The organism is Bradyrhizobium sp. IC3195 (assembly GCF_020193585.1).
GTDB classification, from domain to species: domain Bacteria; phylum Pseudomonadota; class Alphaproteobacteria; order Rhizobiales; family Xanthobacteraceae; genus Bradyrhizobium; species Bradyrhizobium yuanmingense.
The window spans coordinates 241,736-258,452 of sequence record NZ_JADYVG010000005.1 but is presented as its reverse complement, the minus strand read 5'-3'; the positions used below and the strand labels follow the sequence as shown (position 1 = coordinate 258,452).

Annotated in this window: 14 protein-coding genes and 1 riboswitch; of the genes, 7 read left to right on the top strand and 7 right to left on the bottom strand. The window is 68.0% G+C overall.

Annotated elements, in window-relative coordinates:
* Nucleotide 1: 1 nt before the first annotated feature.
* Genes I6F09_RS13845 through I6F09_RS13825 form a run of 5 tightly spaced genes read right to left on the bottom strand, consistent with a single transcriptional unit; the run spans nucleotide 2 to nucleotide 6,459 of the window.
* Nucleotides 2-631: a precorrin-8X methylmutase gene (locus tag I6F09_RS13845; protein WP_225188280.1), complete on the bottom strand. Its 630-nt coding sequence runs from the start codon at nucleotides 629-631 to the stop codon at nucleotides 2-4.
* Nucleotides 631-1,794 carry a precorrin-3B synthase gene (cobG, locus tag I6F09_RS13840; RefSeq protein ID WP_225188279.1) on the bottom strand — a complete coding sequence of 388 codons (1,164 nt, stop codon included), beginning with the start codon at nucleotides 1,792-1,794 and terminating at the stop codon, nucleotides 631-633. Before cobG ends, I6F09_RS13845 begins: the two co-directional genes overlap by 1 nt.
* The gene (cobN, locus tag I6F09_RS13835; protein ID WP_225188278.1) at nucleotides 1,791-5,039 is read right to left on the bottom strand and encodes a cobaltochelatase subunit CobN; all 3,249 of its coding nucleotides are present in this window, start codon (nucleotides 5,037-5,039) and stop codon (nucleotides 1,791-1,793) included. The genes cobG and cobN overlap by 4 nt, the downstream gene beginning before the upstream one ends.
* Nucleotides 5,039-6,088, bottom strand: coding sequence for a cobalamin biosynthesis protein CobW (gene cobW / locus I6F09_RS13830; protein WP_109144295.1), 1,050 nt, complete (start codon nucleotides 6,086-6,088; stop codon nucleotides 5,039-5,041). Before cobW ends, cobN begins: the two co-directional genes overlap by 1 nt.
* Entirely contained in the window at nucleotides 6,085-6,459 is a 375-nt protein-coding gene (locus tag I6F09_RS13825) for a DUF1636 domain-containing protein (RefSeq protein ID WP_225188277.1), read from the bottom strand. Before I6F09_RS13825 ends, cobW begins: the two co-directional genes overlap by 4 nt.
* Nucleotides 6,460-6,552: 93 nt before the next feature.
* A riboswitch (cobalamin riboswitch) is annotated at nucleotides 6,553-6,775 on the bottom strand.
* A gap of 40 nt (nucleotides 6,776-6,815) precedes the next feature.
* On the opposite strand from I6F09_RS13825, the gene cobO reads away from it, so the two are divergent.
* Together cobO and I6F09_RS13815 are read left to right on the top strand one after the other, a co-directional pair.
* Nucleotides 6,816-7,451 (top strand): cob(I)yrinic acid a,c-diamide adenosyltransferase, encoded by a 636-nt coding sequence (gene cobO, locus I6F09_RS13820; RefSeq protein WP_225188276.1) that lies wholly within the window; start codon nucleotides 6,816-6,818, stop codon nucleotides 7,449-7,451.
* Nucleotides 7,452-7,456: 5 nt separating this feature from the next.
* Complete coding sequence (locus tag I6F09_RS13815) at nucleotides 7,457-8,905, top strand: cobyric acid synthase (RefSeq protein ID WP_225188275.1); 1,449 nt, start codon at nucleotides 7,457-7,459, stop codon at nucleotides 8,903-8,905.
* On the opposite strand, the gene cobD is transcribed toward I6F09_RS13815, so the two are convergent.
* Together cobD and cbiB are read right to left on the bottom strand one after the other, a co-directional pair.
* The gene (gene cobD, locus I6F09_RS13810) at nucleotides 8,894-9,859 is read right to left on the bottom strand and encodes a threonine-phosphate decarboxylase CobD (RefSeq protein ID WP_074448202.1); all 966 of its coding nucleotides are present in this window, start codon (nucleotides 9,857-9,859) and stop codon (nucleotides 8,894-8,896) included. The two genes, I6F09_RS13815 and cobD, sit on opposite strands and share 12 nt — an antisense overlap.
* Nucleotides 9,860-9,870: 11 nt before the next feature.
* Nucleotides 9,871-10,812 carry an adenosylcobinamide-phosphate synthase CbiB gene (gene cbiB, locus I6F09_RS13805; RefSeq protein WP_036023485.1) on the bottom strand — a complete coding sequence of 314 codons (942 nt, stop codon included), beginning with the start codon at nucleotides 10,810-10,812 and terminating at the stop codon, nucleotides 9,871-9,873.
* A 120-nt stretch (nucleotides 10,813-10,932) separates the two neighbouring features.
* Here cbiB and cobU point away from each other — a divergent pair, with 120 nt between their 5' ends.
* The 5 genes from cobU to I6F09_RS13780 all read left to right on the top strand — a co-directional run bounded on the left by cobU (nucleotide 10,933) and on the right by I6F09_RS13780 (nucleotide 16,705).
* The gene (cobU, locus tag I6F09_RS13800) at nucleotides 10,933-11,436 is read left to right on the top strand and encodes a bifunctional adenosylcobinamide kinase/adenosylcobinamide-phosphate guanylyltransferase (RefSeq protein ID WP_225188274.1); all 504 of its coding nucleotides are present in this window, start codon (nucleotides 10,933-10,935) and stop codon (nucleotides 11,434-11,436) included.
* The gene (gene cobS / locus I6F09_RS13795; protein ID WP_036023483.1) at nucleotides 11,433-12,215 is read left to right on the top strand and encodes an adenosylcobinamide-GDP ribazoletransferase; all 783 of its coding nucleotides are present in this window, start codon (nucleotides 11,433-11,435) and stop codon (nucleotides 12,213-12,215) included. Before cobU ends, cobS begins: the two co-directional genes overlap by 4 nt.
* A gap of 4 nt (nucleotides 12,216-12,219) precedes the next feature.
* Entirely contained in the window at nucleotides 12,220-12,852 is a 633-nt protein-coding gene (gene bluB, locus I6F09_RS13790) for a 5,6-dimethylbenzimidazole synthase (RefSeq protein WP_036034966.1), read from the top strand.
* 128 nt (nucleotides 12,853-12,980) lie between these two features.
* The gene (locus I6F09_RS13785) at nucleotides 12,981-14,015 is read left to right on the top strand and encodes an ABC transporter substrate-binding protein (protein WP_036023477.1); all 1,035 of its coding nucleotides are present in this window, start codon (nucleotides 12,981-12,983) and stop codon (nucleotides 14,013-14,015) included.
* Nucleotides 14,012-16,705, top strand: a complete 2,694-nt coding sequence (locus I6F09_RS13780; protein WP_225188273.1) for a hybrid sensor histidine kinase/response regulator — start codon at nucleotides 14,012-14,014, stop codon at nucleotides 16,703-16,705. Before I6F09_RS13785 ends, I6F09_RS13780 begins: the two co-directional genes overlap by 4 nt.
* Nucleotides 16,706-16,717 lie beyond the last annotated feature (12 nt).

The window sequence follows — 16,717 nt, the reverse complement described above, 5'->3', positions numbered from 1 at the left end:
GCTATTCGCTCCGGCTTGCCAGCGCGTTCACGGCAGCAACCGTGATGGCGGAGCCGCCGAGGCGGCCTTCGACGGTGAGCGCCGGTGCCGGCGGATCGGCCATCAGCGCGGCCTTCGATTCGGCCGCGCCGACGAAGCCGACGGGACAGCCGATGATCGCCGCCGGCCGCGGACAGGCCGGGTCCTCCAGCATGTTGAGCAGATGAAACAGCGCGGTCGGTGCATTGCCGATCGCGACGATCGCACCATTAAGATGCGGCCGCCACAGCTCCAGCGCCGCGGCCGAGCGCGTGTTGCGCATGGACTGCGCCAGCGCGGGCACGGCGGGATCGCCGAGCGTGCAGATCACGGCATTGGCCGCGGGCAACCTCGCGCGCGTAATGCCTTCGGAGACCATGCGCGCGTCGCACAGGATCGGCGCGCCCTTCTGCAAGGCCGCGCGCGCGGCAATCGCCATATCAGGGGTGAAACGGATATGCGCCTCGAGGCCAACCATGCCGGCGGCATGGATCATCCGCACCACCACCGGCTCCTCGTCCGGCGTGAAGCGCGCGAGATCGGCCTCGGCCCGGATGGTGGCAAAGGATTGCCGGTAGATCACAGCGCCGTCGGTCTCGTAGGTGTGCGGCATCAGTTCCCTCCGACCAGGATGGAGGGATCGCTGACGATGTCGGCGCCGTTCAACCCGCGCAGCACCGGCGCGTCGCGGGTCGAGCCGTCGCGGACGAGATCGAACCCGGCACGCGTCGCAATCAGGGTAACCGCAGTCGCGCCGGAATGGGCGCAGCCCTTGCCGCAGCCGGAGACGTGGAGTCGCGCGTCGGCGGGGATGCGCGGCGCCAGCGCCGCGGCCAGCGCGCGCGTATCGGCATGGGCCTCGCGGCAGCGCGGCGCGCCGCTGCAGGCGATGACGCGTAGGGCCGGATCGAACGGCTCGGTGATGAGCCCCGTCCCGTTCGGCATCTCGCGCTTGCCTTCGCTCAGCACCATCCGCCAGGGGGTCATGCGCAGCGCATGGTCGCAAGCAGAGAATTGATGCAGGGTCGCGTGCAGCATCTGCCCGAACGCAACGCCAACCATCGCGCCTTGCGGATAGTGCCCGGGACGCACCGCGGCCATCACCGGCGCCGGCTCGGTCTCGCCGCGCAACGATTGAGGCAACACGGCGCCGGATGCGATGTGGGCTGCCATGCGCCCTCGCCCGCCGTTTGCACCGCCGGAGATGATGAACCAGCTTGCGAGCGCCAGCGCCGCGCTCACGGCCTGTCCGCGTTCAACGGAACGACCGAGCTTGGCGCCATCGGCCCGCACCAGGAGACCGCCCGAGCGGTCGCGCTCGAGGCGGATGTCGGCGGAATCGCCAGCGAGAACACGCGACCGCCCGTCATCGATGGCGAAGCCGAACTTGGTGGGAAGCGCCAGGCCAGAATCGGCAAGCGCCTCCTCGAGCTCCGCGGCGAGCGACTGCGTTTCGTCGCCGTTACTCCAGAACGGCGTCACCAGGATGTTGCGCCTGGCTTCGATGTCGGCGTCGGGATCGAGCAGCTGGAGCTGCGCAAGACCATCGAGCAGCGGCCGATGGCCGTCCTCCTGGACGCCCCTGATCTGCAGATTGGCCCGGCTCGTGACGTCGATCAGACCGTTGCCGAAGCGCTCGGCGAGTTCCGCAAGCCCGGAGATTTGTGGTGCTTCAAGGCGTCCCCCGAACGGACGCACGCGCACCACGAGCCCGTCGCCCGATTGCATCGGGCGCAGCGCGCCGGGACACCAACCCTTGACCGTGGTCGCGCTCATGAGGCCTCCCGCAGCGCTGCCGCAATCGAATTGCGACGTGTTCGCCAGAGCGAGGCCTCGTGCAGGCGCGTGAAGCAGGTTTCCATTGCGGCGAGTGCGGACGGATTTTCGCGCGCCATGAAGGCGCGGACGTCGTCGTTGCCGAGTGTCGCGTCGTAATAGAGGTCGAACAGATGCGGCGGCACGGCGCCGGCGAGATACGCAAAGGCGGCCATGTGCTCCAGCGTCGCGGTGATCTCGGCGGCGCCGCGGAAACCGTGGCGCATCATGCCGGCGATCCAGGCCGGATTGGCCGCGCGGGCACGAACGACGCGCGAGATCTCTTCCGTCAGCGTGCGCGCATGCGGCCCGCCGGGCCGCGTCGCATCGAGGTGATAGAGCGACGGCACGCCTGCCCCGAGGTGCACGGCAGCCGCGGCGATGCCTGCCTCATGCGCGGCATAATCGGCGGCGAGCAGCAGATCGGTTTCCGGCAAGTCCTGGACGTGGACAAAAGCGTCGGCGGACGCGAGACGCTGTTCGATACCTGCGCGATCCGGCTGCATCGCGCCATCGGCAGAGAACGCCCAGGACGATGCCGACAGCCACGCTTCGCCTGCGGCCTCGCGCGTCTCCGGCGTGAAGGCATCCGGGATCGCCGAGAGCCCGACGCCGTATTGTCCGGGCCGCGGCGCGAACACGCGGGACGCACGCTGGCGATAGGGATTCTCATCGCCCTCGTCCTCGCGCGCGGCGAGCGCCTCGGCGGCGGCTTCGAACAATTGCGCGAGCCCTGCGAAGACATCGCGGAACAGGCCGGATACGCGCAGCGTGACGTCGATGCGCGGACGGCCGAGCTCGGCCGGGGCGATGATGTCGTAACCGGTGACACGGCCGGAAGCGTGATCCCAGCGCGGCGCGAGGCCGGCCAGATGCAACGCCATCGCGAACTCTTCGCCTGCGGTGCGCATCGTCGCCGAGCCCCAGAGATCCACCACGAGGCCCTTCGGCCAGTCGCCGTGATTCTGCAGATGACGGCGCAACAGCTCCTCGGCAAGCTTGATGCCTTGCGCATGCGCCGATGGCGTCGGCACGGCACGCGGGTCGACGGCAAAGAGGTTGCGCCCTGTCGGCAGCACGTCCTGGCGCCCGCGATACGGGGAGCCCGACGGCCCGGGGGCAACGCGTTTGCCGGCGAGCGCGGAACGCAACGCGTCCCGCTCCTGATCGCCGCACGTGCCGCGGCCGAACACGTGCAGGCCGTCGCCGAACTGGCTTTCCTTGAGATCGCAGACGAAGCGGTCGATCCGCGGGATGGCTTCGGCCGGTGCGGCCATTGCATCGAGGCCGAGATCGTCTTCGAGACCCGCCGCCCGCGCCTCGTCACGGATCGCCGCGATCAGCCGCTGGCGGCGCGCGGGATCGAGACCATCGGCGGTCGAATATTCGTCGAGCAGGCGTTCGAGCCGGCGCAGGCCCTCCGGCACCGCGGATGTCTCAAGCGGCGGCGGCAGATGGCCGATCGTGACCGCGCCGATGCGCCGCTTGGCCTGCGCGGCCTCGCCGGGATCGTTGACGATGAAGGGATAGATGACGGGGAGATCGCCGATCAGCGCTTCCGGCCAGCACGCTTGCGACAGCGCCACGGATTTTCCGGGCAGCCATTCCAGCGTGCCGTGCGCGCCCATATGCACGACGGCATCGCAGCCTTGCTGCCGGAGCCAGAGATAGAACGCGACATAGGCTTGGCGCGGCGTGCGGGCGAGATCGTGATAATCGGCATCGCGCGAGGCCGCATCGCCGCGCTCGGGCTGGACTGCGATGATCGACCGGCCGCATTGGATCGCAGCGAAGTAGAACGCGCCGTCGCAGCAGCTCGGATCGTTCTCCGGTGCGCCCCAGGCCTGCACGAGATCGTCCTGCAAGGATTGCGGCAGGCGCGCCAGCCCCGTGCGATATTCGGCGACGCTCCAGGTCAAGCTCTGCTTCAATAGTTTTGCGCCGAGCGCATCGACCGGCGCAACGTCGAAGCCGACCTCCGCGAGATCGGAGATCAACGCCTCGACCGACGCCAGCGCGTCGAGCCCGACGGCGTGCGCGATCTGATGCGGCCGGCCCGGATAATTCGAGAGCACGATTGCCAACCGCTTCTCGCCGGCGGGCTTCTCCGCGAGGCGACGCCAAGCCGCGACGCGCATGGCAACGGCGTTGACGCGCTCTTCGTCGCGCCTGTGCGCTAGATGCGCGAATTGCAGATCGGGATCGCGCTGACCGGCCGATTTGAAGCTCACCACGCCTGCGAACAGGCGGCCGTCGACCTCCGGCAGCACCACATGCATCGCGAGATCGCCGGGCGACAGGCCGCGCAGCGATTCCGCCCAATCCTCGCGCCGCGCCGTCGAGAGCGCGACCTGGAACACCGGACAGGACGCGGCATCGAACGGCGTCGTGCCGTCGTCGCCAAGGGCCGAGAACGCCGTCGCATTGACGATCGCCGCCGCAGGATGTTGCGCCAGATGCGCGCGCAGCCAGTCGGCAACGCCCGGCGCCTTCAGCGAGGTGACGAACACACCGTAGGCGTCAAATCCCTTCTCGCGCAGCGCCGCAATCAAGGCGTCGACGGGCCCCGTATCGGCGGCGGTGAGATAGGAGCGATAGAACGTCACGAGTGCGCGCGGCTTGCCCTCGCCGCCCGCCGGCGCGGCAATGACGCCGCGCGCGGGATCGTAGAATCCCATCTCGGGCACGGTCATCTCGCCGATGACCGGGCCGGCATAGAGGCCCGAGGCCAGCGCGAGCTGCGCGATCGCGGCTTGCGCGGCGACCGGGCCACCGGAGTCGCAGAGCACCTTGAGCCGCCGCAGCGTCGAGACCGGCAGGGTCGAGTACGCATCCAGCCGCGCGTCGTCGCGGCCGTCCGCCGGCAGCACGGCGAGCACGATGTTGCGCTCTTGCGCGAGTTGCTGGAGCGCCGCGAGCCCGTATGCCCAATAGGACTCCCCGCCGATCAGGCGCACCAATATGCCCCGCGCCTGCGACAGCGTCCGTTCGATATAGGTGTCGACCGACAGCGGATGACGCAGCTCCGCGAGATTGGCCAGCCGCAGCGACGGCAGGCTGCCCCGACCGCGGCGCCAGCCGGCCGCAAAGGCGGCAAGGTCGGAATCCGAATACGAGAGCACCACGAGATCGGCCGGGTCCTGGCCGATGTCTCTTGGCGTCGGGGTCTCCTCGAGACCGCGGCTCTCGCGGAAGACGACGTGCATCAGATGCCAGATCCTGAAAGACCAAGTCCTGCCTTGATGGCGGCCTCGTCGATATCGCCATGCTCGCCGATCACGACGAGCTTCGACTGTCTGAGACCCGCGCCCCATGGCTTGTCGAACTGATGGCGCACGCGCTCACCGACCGCCTGCAACAACAGGCGCATCGGCTTGCCCGCGACCGCGATGTAGCCCTTGGCCCGCAGCACGTTCTGCTCGCGCGCCAGTTTCTGGACCGATGCGACCAGCGCATCGATATCCGCCACCTCCGGAAGGTCGATCACGACCGACGCAAAATCATCATGCTCATGCTCTTCCTCGCCGTCGTGATGCGAGGGCCGCGCGGCGAGATCATTCTCGGCGGCCGCACCGAGGCCGAGGATGACGCGCGCGTCGATCGCGCCATCGGTGACCGGCAGCATCGGCACGCGGCGCGGCATCTCGGCTGTGATCGCCGCCTTTGCGGCTTCGATTCCGGCTGCGCCCGCAAGGTCGGCCTTGGTCAGCAGCACGATGTCGGCGCAGGCGATCTGGTCCTCGAACACTTCTGACAGCGGCGTCTCGTGATCGAGATTGTCGTCCGCCGCGCGCTGCGCTTCCACCGCAGCCGGATCCGGCGCGAAGCGGCCGGCGGCGACAGCCTCGGCGTCGGCCAGCGCGATCACGCCGTCGACCGTGATCCGCGAGCGGATCTCCGGCCAGTCGAACGCCTTCAGCAGCGGCTTTGGCAGCGCCAGGCCCGAGGTCTCGATCAGGATGTGATCGGGCCGCACCGGCCGCGCCAGCAACTGCTCCATGGTCGGAATGAAATCGTCGGCGACGGTGCAGCAGATGCAGCCATTGGCGAGCTCGACGATGTTCTCCTCCGGGCAGTTCGCATCGGCGCAGGACTTCAGGATCTCGCCGTCGACGCCCTCGCTGCCGAATTCGTTGACGAGCACCGCGAGCTTCTTGCCGCCGGCGTTGCTGAGCAGATGCTGGATCAGCGTCGTCTTGCCGGAGCCCAGGAAACCCGTGACCACCGTAACCGGGACTTTTGCGAGCGAGTTCATTCAGCGGCCTCCGGCACGACGGTAACAGGGGGAATACGGGCAAGCGACTGCTTGCGGAAGATTTCGGGACGGCTGCGCCAGGGCACGATTCCGTCGGGCGTCGCCGCGTAGGCCGCAGCACCTGCGACCACGTCCTGCGCATTCGCATCGGACAGGCGGCCATAGACATAGGACCAGCGGCCGGGCGCGCTGAGCGCGACCGAGCAGCCCTGGCTGCACGCCGACAGGCATTCGACGGGAACCACGCTGACGCCCTCGGGCACGCCGGCCTCGATAATCGCGCCATGCAGGCGCTTGCCGGGCGTCGTCTCGCCCTCGCCAAGCGTCTGGCCGGCGCGGCAGGTGATGCAGACATGAAGTGTGACGGTCATCGCCTCTTCCAGATAACAGCGGGAGGCGATGAGGCGCACGGACCATTCTCCTGAAGGCCCGCTTCCCCGTCGCGGAACACCCCGTCCGCCGGTCCAAAACTCGTCCGCGCTGGCAGGTCTCCCGGCTTGCGGAGCAGGGTTTTGGCCCTTCGATCCCCGCCTTCCCGATTCCAAAAGGAATCAGTGGCTTCGGGCATCTCTCCGGTCACGGTCGCGGGGGCGGCTGCAGTTTGGACCCAAATCTTTGCGGATTCGGACCCTATCGCATTCCCTCTTCGCCTGTCATAGGACAGGAACCAACGCCAGGCCACCATTTGCCGGTGGCCGCCACTTGTCAAGCCGAAGGACCGGGACCGATGACGCCTGAACCGGAAACCCACACGACCGAGGAAACCGACGCCCGCCACGCCGCCAAAATGGCGAAGAAGAAGGCCGCTCGCGACAAGATCATGGCGACCAAGAGCGGTGAAAAAGGCCTGATCATCGTCCACACCGGCGCGGGCAAGGGAAAATCCTCCTCGGCCTTCGGCATGATCGTCCGCTGCGTCGCGCATGGCTTTCCTTGTGCGGTGGTGCAATTCATCAAGGGCGCCTGGGATACCGGCGAACGGCGCCTGCTCACCGGCCATTTCGGCGAACTCTGTCAGTTCCACGCGATGGGCGAAGGCTTCACCTGGGAGACCCAAGACCGCACCCGCGACATCGCTGCCGCGCGCGCCGGCTGGGAGAAAGCCAAGGAGCTGATCCTCGACGAGCGGCTGCGCATGGTCGTGCTCGACGAGATCAACATCGCGCTGCGCTACGACTATCTCGACATCGCCGAAGTCGTCGATTTCCTGACGACGCAAAAGCCTGCGATGACGCATGTCGTGCTCACCGGGCGCAACGCCAAGGACGAGCTGATCGAGGTCGCCGACCTCGTCACCGAGATGACGCTGGTCAAGCATCCCTTCCGCTCCGGCATCAAGGCGCAGGCCGGCGTCGAGTTCTAGCTTCAATGGCACGCGCATTGATGATTCAGGGTGCCGGCTCGGACGTGGGCAAGTCGCTCATCGTCGCCGGCCTCGCGCGCGCCTTTACGCGCCGTGGTCTGCGCGTGCTGCCGTTCAAGCCGCAGAACATGTCGAACAACGCCGCGGTCACCGTCGATGGCGGTGAGATCGGCCGCGCCCAGGCGCTGCAGGCCCTCGCCGCCGGTGTCGAGCCGCACACCGACATGAACCCGGTGCTGCTCAAGCCCGAGACCGATGTCGGCGCGCAGGTCGTCGTCCACGGCAAGCGCATCGCGACCGCACGCGCGCGCGACTACGCGGCGATGAAGCCGTCGCTGATGGGCGCGGTGCTGGAGAGCTTTGAACGGCTGAAGGCGCGCGCCGATCTGGTGCTGGTCGAAGGCGCCGGCAGTCCGGCCGAGGTGAATTTGCGCAAGTCCGACATCGCCAATATGGGCTTTGCCCGCAAGGCGGATGTGCCCGTCGTGCTGGTCGGCGACATCGATCGCGGCGGCGTCATCGCCCAGCTCGTCGGCATCAAGACGGTGATCGAGCCCGACGATGCCGCGATGATCTCTGGCTTCGTCATCAACAAGTTCCGCGGCGATCCCACGCTGTTCGACGACGGCTACAGGCTGATCGAGCAGAAAACGTCGTGGCGCGGCTTCGGCGTGCTGCCCTGGTTTCCGCGTGCCGGCGAGCTACCGGCCGAGGATGCGCTCGGCCTGCGCGATGCGCGCAAGCCGGGCCAATGCAAGATCGCCTGCCTCGCACTGTCGCGGATCGCCAATTTCGACGATCTCGATCCGCTCAAGCTCGAGCCGGGTGTCGATCTCGTGATGGTGCGTCCGGGCGAAGCCATTCCCGGCGATGCCAGGCTCGTGATCATCCCTGGCTCAAAATCCACCCGCGGCGACCTCGCCTTCCTGCGCGCGCAGGGCTGGGACGTCGACCTGTTCGCGCATTACCGCAGGGGCGGCCATGTGCTCGGCCTCTGCGGCGGCTATCAGATGCTGGGACGCAGCGTCGCCGACCCCGAAGGCATCGAGGGGCCTGCGGGCGACACGCCGGGCCTCGGGCTTCTCGATATCGAGACGGTGATGAGCCCGCAAAAGACCCTCACGCGCGTTGCGGCCGTGCACGCGGCGACGGATCAGCCGATCCAGGCTTACGAGATCCACATCGGCCGCACCGACGGCCCGGATCGCGCCCGCCCCTTCGCAAAGCTCGACGGCGAGCCGGAAGGCGCGATCTCAAGGGATGGTCGTGTGCAGGGCAGCTATCTGCACGGCCTGTTCACGTCGGATGATTTCCGCAAGGCCTACCTCGCCAAACTCGACATTCCCGCAGGCGACGAGCCCTATCACGCCAGCGTCGAAAGCGCGCTCGAGGCGCTGGCCGATCACATCGAAAAGCATCTCGACGTCGAAGGCCTGCTCGCGCTAGCGCGCTAGGGCCTCGGCAAGGCGCGTCCATTCGGCTTCGCTGCCGGGGAGCCCGAGGCGCAGCCATGTCGGCTGTTGCGCGAACACGCGGGACCAGATGTGGCTGCGCGCGAGCCTCTCCTGCGCAGCCACCGCGTCGGCCGTTTCGTACAAGCGAAACAGCGGTGTGCCGCCGATGAGCCGCCAGCTTCGCGAATGCGCCATTGCATCGAGGCGAACACAGTCGCGCGCGAGCCGCGCCGACGTCGCCTCGGCCCAAGTCTGATCGCGCAAGGCACGACAGCCGATTTCGATCGCCGCGCCCGAAACAGGCCATGGACCCGACACGGCGGCAAGCTTGTCGATGTCGGCGGCATGACCGATGGCGAAGCCGAGCCGCAGGCCGGCCAAGCCATAAAACTTTCCGAACGACCGCAGGATCAACAGTCCCGGTCGATCCGCGTCGGGTGCAAGCGACAATTGCGGAATCGGGTCCGCAAAGCTCTCGTCTACGACGAGACGGCCGACGCGCGGCAACAGCGCGAGCAGATCCTTGCGCGAATGGCACCGCCCGTCGGGATTGTTGGGATTGACGACGATGGCGAGGTCCGCACCCGCCAGCGCATCGAGCTCGGCAACCTCCTGGACGTCCCGGCCGGCGGCCGACAGGACGCCGGCATATTCATTGTAGGTCGGCGCGAGGATACGCGCGCGCCCGGGCGCCGCGAGTTGCGGCAGCAATTGAATGGCGGCCTGAGCACCGCCCATCGCAACGATCGGTGCGCTCGTGCGGTAGCCGTGCCGCGCCGCCTGATGCAATGCCTCGATCTCGGCGCGTGATGGCAGCGCGCTCCACGCGCGCGCGCTCACCTCGCCCACGGGATACGGCAGCCGGTTGATCCCGGTCGACAGATCGATCCAATCCTCTGCGCGTCCGCCGAAACGCCGCTGGGCCTGGTCCAGATTTCCACCGTGCTCGCGCATGCCCCGTTGTTTCACGCGAAAGCCAGGATCGCAAGCAGGCCTGCGACCAGCAGCATGGCGCGGCGATAGACCGTCAGCGCCTCGACGATGTCGGCGGCGCGCGGATCGCGCGCGCCTTCGTTCAGCCAGGGCTCTTCGGTCGCGCTGCCGTGATAGATGCGGGGACCGCTGAGCCGCACACCGAGTCCGCCGGCCATGGCCGCTTCCGGCCAACCGGCATTGGGCGAGCGATGCCGGCGCGCATCGCGCGTCATGCAGGCCAATGATTCCGACCGCTGCGGTGCCAGCAGCACGAACAGGAATCCGGTCAGCCGCGCCGGGACGAAATTGGCGACGTCGTCGATGCGCGCTGCCGCCCAGCCGAAGGCTTCGTGGCGTTCGCTGCGATGGCCGATCATGGAGTCCAGCGTGTTGATCGCCTTGTAGCCGAGGATGCCGGGCAAGCCCAACAGTGCGCCCCAGAACACCGGCGCGACGATGCCGTCGGAGGCGTTTTCGGCAAGGCTCTCGATCGCCGCGCGCGCGATGCCGGCTTGATCGAGGCTTGCGGGATCGCGGCCGACGATGCGCGAGACCGCTTCGCGCGCGGCGGCGACGTCGCCGGCCAGCAAGGGCGTGGCCACGGCAGCGACATGATCGTGCAGCGAGCGCAGCGCGACCAATGGCCAGGCCAGGATGCCAATCAGCACGATCTGGATCCAGCCCGAAGGAAGCAGTGATTGCAGCGCCCAGCCGAGCGCCGCGGAGAGCGCGATCACCGCAAGCGCGCCGGCGACGCCCGCGGCTCGGCGCAACGCCGGCGGATCGGACGCGCGATTCAAGGCGGTGTCGATGCCGGCAATCAGCCCGCCCAGCCAGGTGACGGGATGCCCGATCCGCGCGAACAGCCACGCCGGCCAGCCCAGAAGGGCATCCACCGCCATCGCCACCACCATCGCGCCCGCAAAGTCCACATCCAGCTCCTGTCCCGCCCCTGTTGCGCAAGACGGCGGCCGAGCGCAAGCCCCTCGCTGCCTGATTTCGGCTTTGTCTTTGGCCGCGTTTGATGATTAGTGCTGCGGCAGGAGACCTTTATGGCCATCATCTTGATCACCGGCGGGGCGCGATCGGGCAAGAGCACCCGGGCGGAGGCGCGCGCGCGCAGCTTTGCCGGCCAGCCCGTCTACGTCGCGACGGCCGAGGCGCTCGACGGCGAAATGCAGGAACGCATCGCAAGACATCGCGCGCGGCGCGGAGCCGATTGGATCGAGCGCGAGGTGCCGCTCGATCTCGTGCCCGCGCTGCTCTCGACCGAAGGTGGCGGCGCGAGGCTGGTGGACTGCCTGACGCTGTGGCTCTCCAACCTGATGCATGCGGCGCGCGATTGGGAGCGAGAGGTGAGAGAGCTCGCCGACACGCTGCCCCGCCTCAACGGCCCCGTCGTGCTCGTCACCAACGAGGTCGGCCTCGGCATAGTGCCCGACAACGCGCTGGCGCGCAGCTTCCGCGATGCCGCCGGAATCATGAACCAGATCATTGCCGGTGTCGCCGACGAGGTCGAGTTCGTCGTCGCCGGCCTGCCGTTGAAGCTGAAATGATCCCGCGCGCCGAGCACCTCAAGGACATCCTCGCCGATCTTAAGATGGCGACATCGTTCGTGACGATCCTGCCGGTGGCATTCTCGAAGCCTGCGGGCGACGGCGCCGTTGCGCGGGCAATGTGGGCGCTGCCGGTCGCGGGACTGCTGGTCGGCCTCGCCGGCGCCCTCACTTACAAGATCGCCATTCGCTTCGGACTGACGCCGAGCCTTGCCGCCCTCCTCGTGCTAGCCACGACCGCCCTCATCACCGGCGCGCTGCACGAGGACGGACTTGCCGACACCGCGGACGGCCTCGGCGGCGGCCGCACGCGCGAGCGCAAGCTCGAGATCATGCGCGACAGCCGGATCGGGACCTATGGCGTCTGCGCCCTGATCCTATCGTTCGGCCTACGCTGGAGCGCGCTTGCGACGATCGCAAATCCATGGGCCGTCATGCTCGCGCTGTGCGCGGCGCACGTTGCTGCCCGTGCCGGCCTGCCGGCCTTCATGTCGCTAGTCCCGTCGGCGCGGCCTGATGGCCTCTCTGCCGGCGCCGGGGCGCCGCCCGGGCGCAGCGTGGCCATAGCCTTCGCGCTTGGAACGCTTGCGCTTGCCCTGACGTTGGGGCCGGGCAAGGCGCTGGTCGGCCTGATCCTGCTGTCACTGGCCGGCCTGCTGCTGGCGCGGCTTGCCATCCGCCAAATCGGGGGGCAGACCGGCGACATCCTCGGCGCGTTCGAGCAGACGGGCGAGATCCTGATCCTGCTGGTGGCGGCGTCCTTCCAAATGGGGCGATGACCTCATGGTCGAGTTCGACGATAGCTTCCGCCAGCACTTACGCGAGCTGTTCGTGTGGCGCCGCGACGTGCGCCGCTTCCGCAGCGATCCGCTGCCGGAGGGGGCGATCGATCGCCTGATCGAGACCGCCTGCCTCTCGCCTTCGGTCGGCCTCAGCCAGCCCTGGCGCTTCGTGATCGTCAATGATACTGCAACGCGCCGCGCCGTGGTCGAAGATTTCAGGACGTGCAATGCCGACGCGCTGAGCTGCTACTCCGGCGACCGCGCCGCACGCTATGCCACCTTGAAACTGTCCGGCCTCGAGCAGGCGCCCGGCCATCTTGCCGTGTTCGCCGACAAGGGCAGCGACATCGGCCACGGCCTCGGCCGCGCGACCATGCCTGAAACGACGGAATATTCCGTGGTCGCCGCCATCACCGCGATGTGGCTCGCCGCCCGCGCCGAGGGCATCGGCCTCGGCTGGGTGTCGATACTGAACCCTGCGCGCATGCACGCTGTTCTCGACGTGCCTGACAGCTGGAAGTTCATCGCCTATCTCTGCATCGGCTATCCCGAGATCGAGTGCGACCGGCCCGAGCTGGAGCAGGCGAAATGGGAGCAACGGCGCAGCGCGGACGCGTTCACGCTGCGGCGCTAGGCCGCCGGGCGCCGGGCGCCGGATCGAAAGCCTGCGAACGAACATTCACATGCGCCTTTCGCCGATTGTGGGCCCCCCGCTTTCGCGCTAAGCATCGAGCAAAGCAAGGCGATCGTGCAACTTAGTCCATGACGGGGCGATCTTTCGTTTCCTCGGCGGTCAATCGCCGCGGCTTCATTCGCCTCGCGACTGCGTCGGTCGCGGGATGGATCGCGCTCGGCGCAACCGACAATCGCATGCGGATCGTCGCCTCACTCACCGCATTGCCGCTCGACGACGAGCTGACCAGACGCGGCATGATCGACAGCGCAAGCTCTCGCCTGGGCAACCTCGTCGCCGGCTTGCGGCAGCGCGGCTGGGTCGAAGGCGTCAACTTCCGCCTCGAGCTCCGTTCCACCTTCGGCGCGCCGGACAGGTTGAAGATGGCCGTCCAGGAATTGCTCGACCTCCAACCGGACGTGATCCTGACGGGGTCGACGATCGAGACCGCCGCCGTCCTTGCCGCCACCAAGGCCATCCCGGTCGTGTTTGCGACCGCGAACGATCCGGTCGGCAACGGCTTCGTCGAAAGCCTCGCGCATCCCCGCGGCAACGCCACCGGCTTCACCAACAGCAGCGCCGAGATGGGCGGCAAGTGGCTCCAGCTGATCCGCGAGGCCGTGCCCGACGTCGCGCGGGTCGGCATCCTGTTCAACCCCGCGACCACCCCGCGCGGCGGACGCTTCTTCCTCGAATCGATCGAGCAGGAGGCTGCCGCATCCGGCGTCTCCGTGATCCCCGCGCCCGTCAACGCGCCCGCGGAGATCGACGACGCCGTCAAGCGCTTTTCCGAACTGCCCAAGGCGGCGATGGTGGCGCTGGTCGACAGCTTCCTCGTGGTCAACCGCAAGGCGGTGGTCGCGGCCGCCGCCAAATACCGCGTGCCCACGATCTATCCGTTCCATTACTTCATCGATGCCGGCGGGCTGATGAGCTACGGCCCAACGCTCGAGGTGCGCTCGGCCGATTACGTCGACCTGATCCTGCGCGGCACCAAGCCCGGCGACCTTCCAGTGCAATCGCCGCGCAAATACGAGCTGTTGATCAACCGCACGGTCGCCCGCTCGTTCGGCTTGACGATCCCGTTCACGCTGCTCGCGCGCGCCGACGAGATCCGCGAGTGAACGATCCCGGCGACCAGGAACCTTCGCGCACGCCTTCCGGCCGGCTGTTCAGGAAATATCTCTACTCGATCGTCGCCCTCGCCTTCGCCGCGCTCGCCATCAACACCAGCTTCGACGTCTGGTTCTCCTATCGCGAGCAGAAGCAGCTGCTGGCGGCGACCCAGCGCGAACAGGCCGCCTCCGCAGCGATTCAGATCGGCCAGTTCATCGGCCAGATCGAGAACCAGATCAGGTGGCTCGCGCGCCTGCCGCCGGAGCTGTCGACCCACGAGGACGAGCGGCTGAACGCCATCCGCCTCCTGCGCCTCTCGCCTGCGATCGCGGAGATCGCCCAGCTCAATTCGGAAGGCCGCGAGCAGCTGCGCGTATCGCGCCGGATCGCCGACAAGGTCGGCAGCAACGCCGATCTCTCCGCTTCAGCCGCCTTCCGCGGTGCCAATGACAGCCGGGCCTATTACGGTCCCGTCTATTTCTTCGGCGACACCGAGCCCTTCATGACGCTCGCCACGCGCGGCACCGGGCGCGCTCCCGATGTGATCGTCGCCGAGGTCAATCTGCGCTTCATCTGGGACCTCGTCACGGGAATCAGGGTCGGCAACACCGGCAAGGCCTATGTCGTCGACCGCATGGGCGTGTTGATCGCGCATCCCGATTTATGGCGGGCGCTCCAGCGCAGCGATCTCTCCGGCCATGCCGACGTCCGCGCCGCGCTCGACGGCATCGGGCCGCCTTCGGGCGGCCTCGTCAAGGAGGATCTCTCCGGCCAGCGCGTGCTGTCGACCTATGCGACCGTGCCCTCGCTCGGCTGGCTGGTGTTCGTCGAGCTGCCGCTTACCGAAGCCTACGCGCCGATCTATGCCTCGATCGGCCGCTCGACCTTCCTGCTCGTGATCCTGCTCGCGTGCGCGGTGCTGGTCTCGCTCATTCTCAGCCGGCGCATGACCGTGCCGATCCAGCTGCTGACCCAAGGAGCCAGGCGGATCGGCAGCGGCGACCTCAACTCGCGGCTCGCGATCAAGACCGGCGACGAGCTGGAGGCGCTCGGCGAGCAGTTCAACCGCATGGCGGCGCATTTGCGCGAATCCTACGCCACGCTCGAGCGCAAGGTGATCGAGCGCACCTCCGAGCTGGAGAAGGCCCGCGACCACGCGCTCGCCGAGCACGACGCCGCCGAGCGCGCGCGCCGCGCGGCGGTCGCGGCCAATGAGACCAAGTCGCGCTTCCTCGCCGTCGTCAGCCACGAGCTGCGCACGCCGCTCAACGGCGTCATGGGCGTGCTGCAACTCTTGGACGACGGCAGCCTCAGCGAGGCCCAGCGCCGCCATCTTGCCACCGCGGCGGCGTCGGGCGAAACGCTGATCGCGCTGGTCGATGCGGTGCTGGAATATGCGCGCCTCGAGGCTAGCACGGAAATGCTGGAGACGCGCGACTTCCGTCTCGACCAGCTCATCGAAGCCGCCGGCGACCTGATGCGTCCGCAAGCCCTCGACAAGGGCCTGAGCTTCGATCTCGCCTGCGATGACACGGTCGACACCGCCGCGCATGGCGATCCCGTCAGGCTCAACCGCATCCTGCTCAACCTGATCGGCAATGCGATCAAGTTCACCCCGAGCGGCGGCATCGGCGTGAGCGCGGCAACCGAGCGGCGCGGCGATCACCTCCTGCTGTGCATCATCGTGCGCGACACCGGCATCGGCATCGCGCCCGAGCTGCACGAGCGGATTTTCGAGGATTTCGTCCAGGCCGACGACAGTATCGCGCGTCGCTTCGGCGGCACCGGCCTCGGCCTTGCGATCGCGCGCCGTCTCACCCGCCTGATGCGCGGCGAGCTCAAGGTCGAGAGCGCGCCCGGCGCGGGCAGCACGTTCACGCTCGAAGTGCCGCTCGGGCTTGCCGGAAGCAGCGTGGCGCAAGGCGCGCTTGCGCCGGCATCGCGGCAGCTCCGCGTGCTCCTGGTCGACGATGACCCCATCAATTGCGAGGTCGGTGCGGCCATCCTGCAGCGGCTCGGCCACCACACGACGATCGCCAGGAACGGCGCCGCAGCCGTCGAGCTCGCCCGCGATCAGGCCTTCGACGTCATCCTGATGGATCTGCACATGCCCGACATGGACGGCGTGGAGGCGGCCTTCCGGATCGGCGAGCTCGGACTTGCCAAGATGCCGCGCCTCATCGCCGTGACCGCCGACGTCTCCGGCCGCGCCCGCGATCGGCTTGCCGGCGCCGGCATCGCCAAGGTCGTCAGCAAGCCGATCCTGGTCAACGCGCTGCGCGAGGCGATCGAGGATGATCTGGTGGCCGAGCCGGCAGCCGCGCAACGCCCGGCGACCGAACTGATCGATCGGCCTTTCCTCGACGACCAGCGGGAGCTGCTGGGCGCCGCGCAAATCGACAAGCTCCACCATCTGCTCCAGCAGACGGGAGAACGATTGATCCACGACATCGCCGACGCCGTGGCGGCGGGCGATCACAAGCACCTCGCACGATCCGCGCATCAACTTGGCAGCGCGGCAAGTGCGCTCGGCCTCGTCCGCCTGTTCGAGCGCAGCCGCGACGTCGAGCTGGCGGCACCCGCGATGTCACCTGCCGAACTCGACAGTGCCGCACGCGAACTCGCCGAGACTCGACAGGCGTCGATGCAAGCGCTGAATGATCTGCTTGAACCTGCCGGACAGCAATCTGTCAGCTAGATTTGCGCAGGT

Coding starts and splice junctions, on each gene's coding strand:
- I6F09_RS13845 (WP_225188280.1), bottom strand. CDS start 631: ATGCCGCACACCTACGAGACCGACGGCGCTGTGATCTACCGGCAATCC.
- cobG (WP_225188279.1), bottom strand. CDS start 1,794: ATGAGCGCGACCACGGTCAAGGGTTGGTGTCCCGGCGCGCTGCGCCCG.
- cobN (WP_225188278.1), bottom strand. CDS start 5,039: ATGCACGTCGTCTTCCGCGAGAGCCGCGGTCTCGAGGAGACCCCGACG.
- cobW (WP_109144295.1), bottom strand. CDS start 6,088: ATGAACTCGCTCGCAAAAGTCCCGGTTACGGTGGTCACGGGTTTCCTG.
- I6F09_RS13825 (WP_225188277.1), bottom strand. CDS start 6,459: ATGACCGTCACACTTCATGTCTGCATCACCTGCCGCGCCGGCCAGACG.
- cobO (WP_225188276.1), top strand. CDS start 6,816: ATGACGCCTGAACCGGAAACCCACACGACCGAGGAAACCGACGCCCGC.
- I6F09_RS13815 (WP_225188275.1), top strand. CDS start 7,457: ATGGCACGCGCATTGATGATTCAGGGTGCCGGCTCGGACGTGGGCAAG.
- cobD (WP_074448202.1), bottom strand. CDS start 9,859: ATGCGCGAGCACGGTGGAAATCTGGACCAGGCCCAGCGGCGTTTCGGC.
- cobU (WP_225188274.1), top strand. CDS start 10,933: ATGGCCATCATCTTGATCACCGGCGGGGCGCGATCGGGCAAGAGCACC.
- cobS (WP_036023483.1), top strand. CDS start 11,433: ATGATCCCGCGCGCCGAGCACCTCAAGGACATCCTCGCCGATCTTAAG.
- bluB (WP_036034966.1), top strand. CDS start 12,220: ATGGTCGAGTTCGACGATAGCTTCCGCCAGCACTTACGCGAGCTGTTC.
- I6F09_RS13785 (WP_036023477.1), top strand. CDS start 12,981: ATGACGGGGCGATCTTTCGTTTCCTCGGCGGTCAATCGCCGCGGCTTC.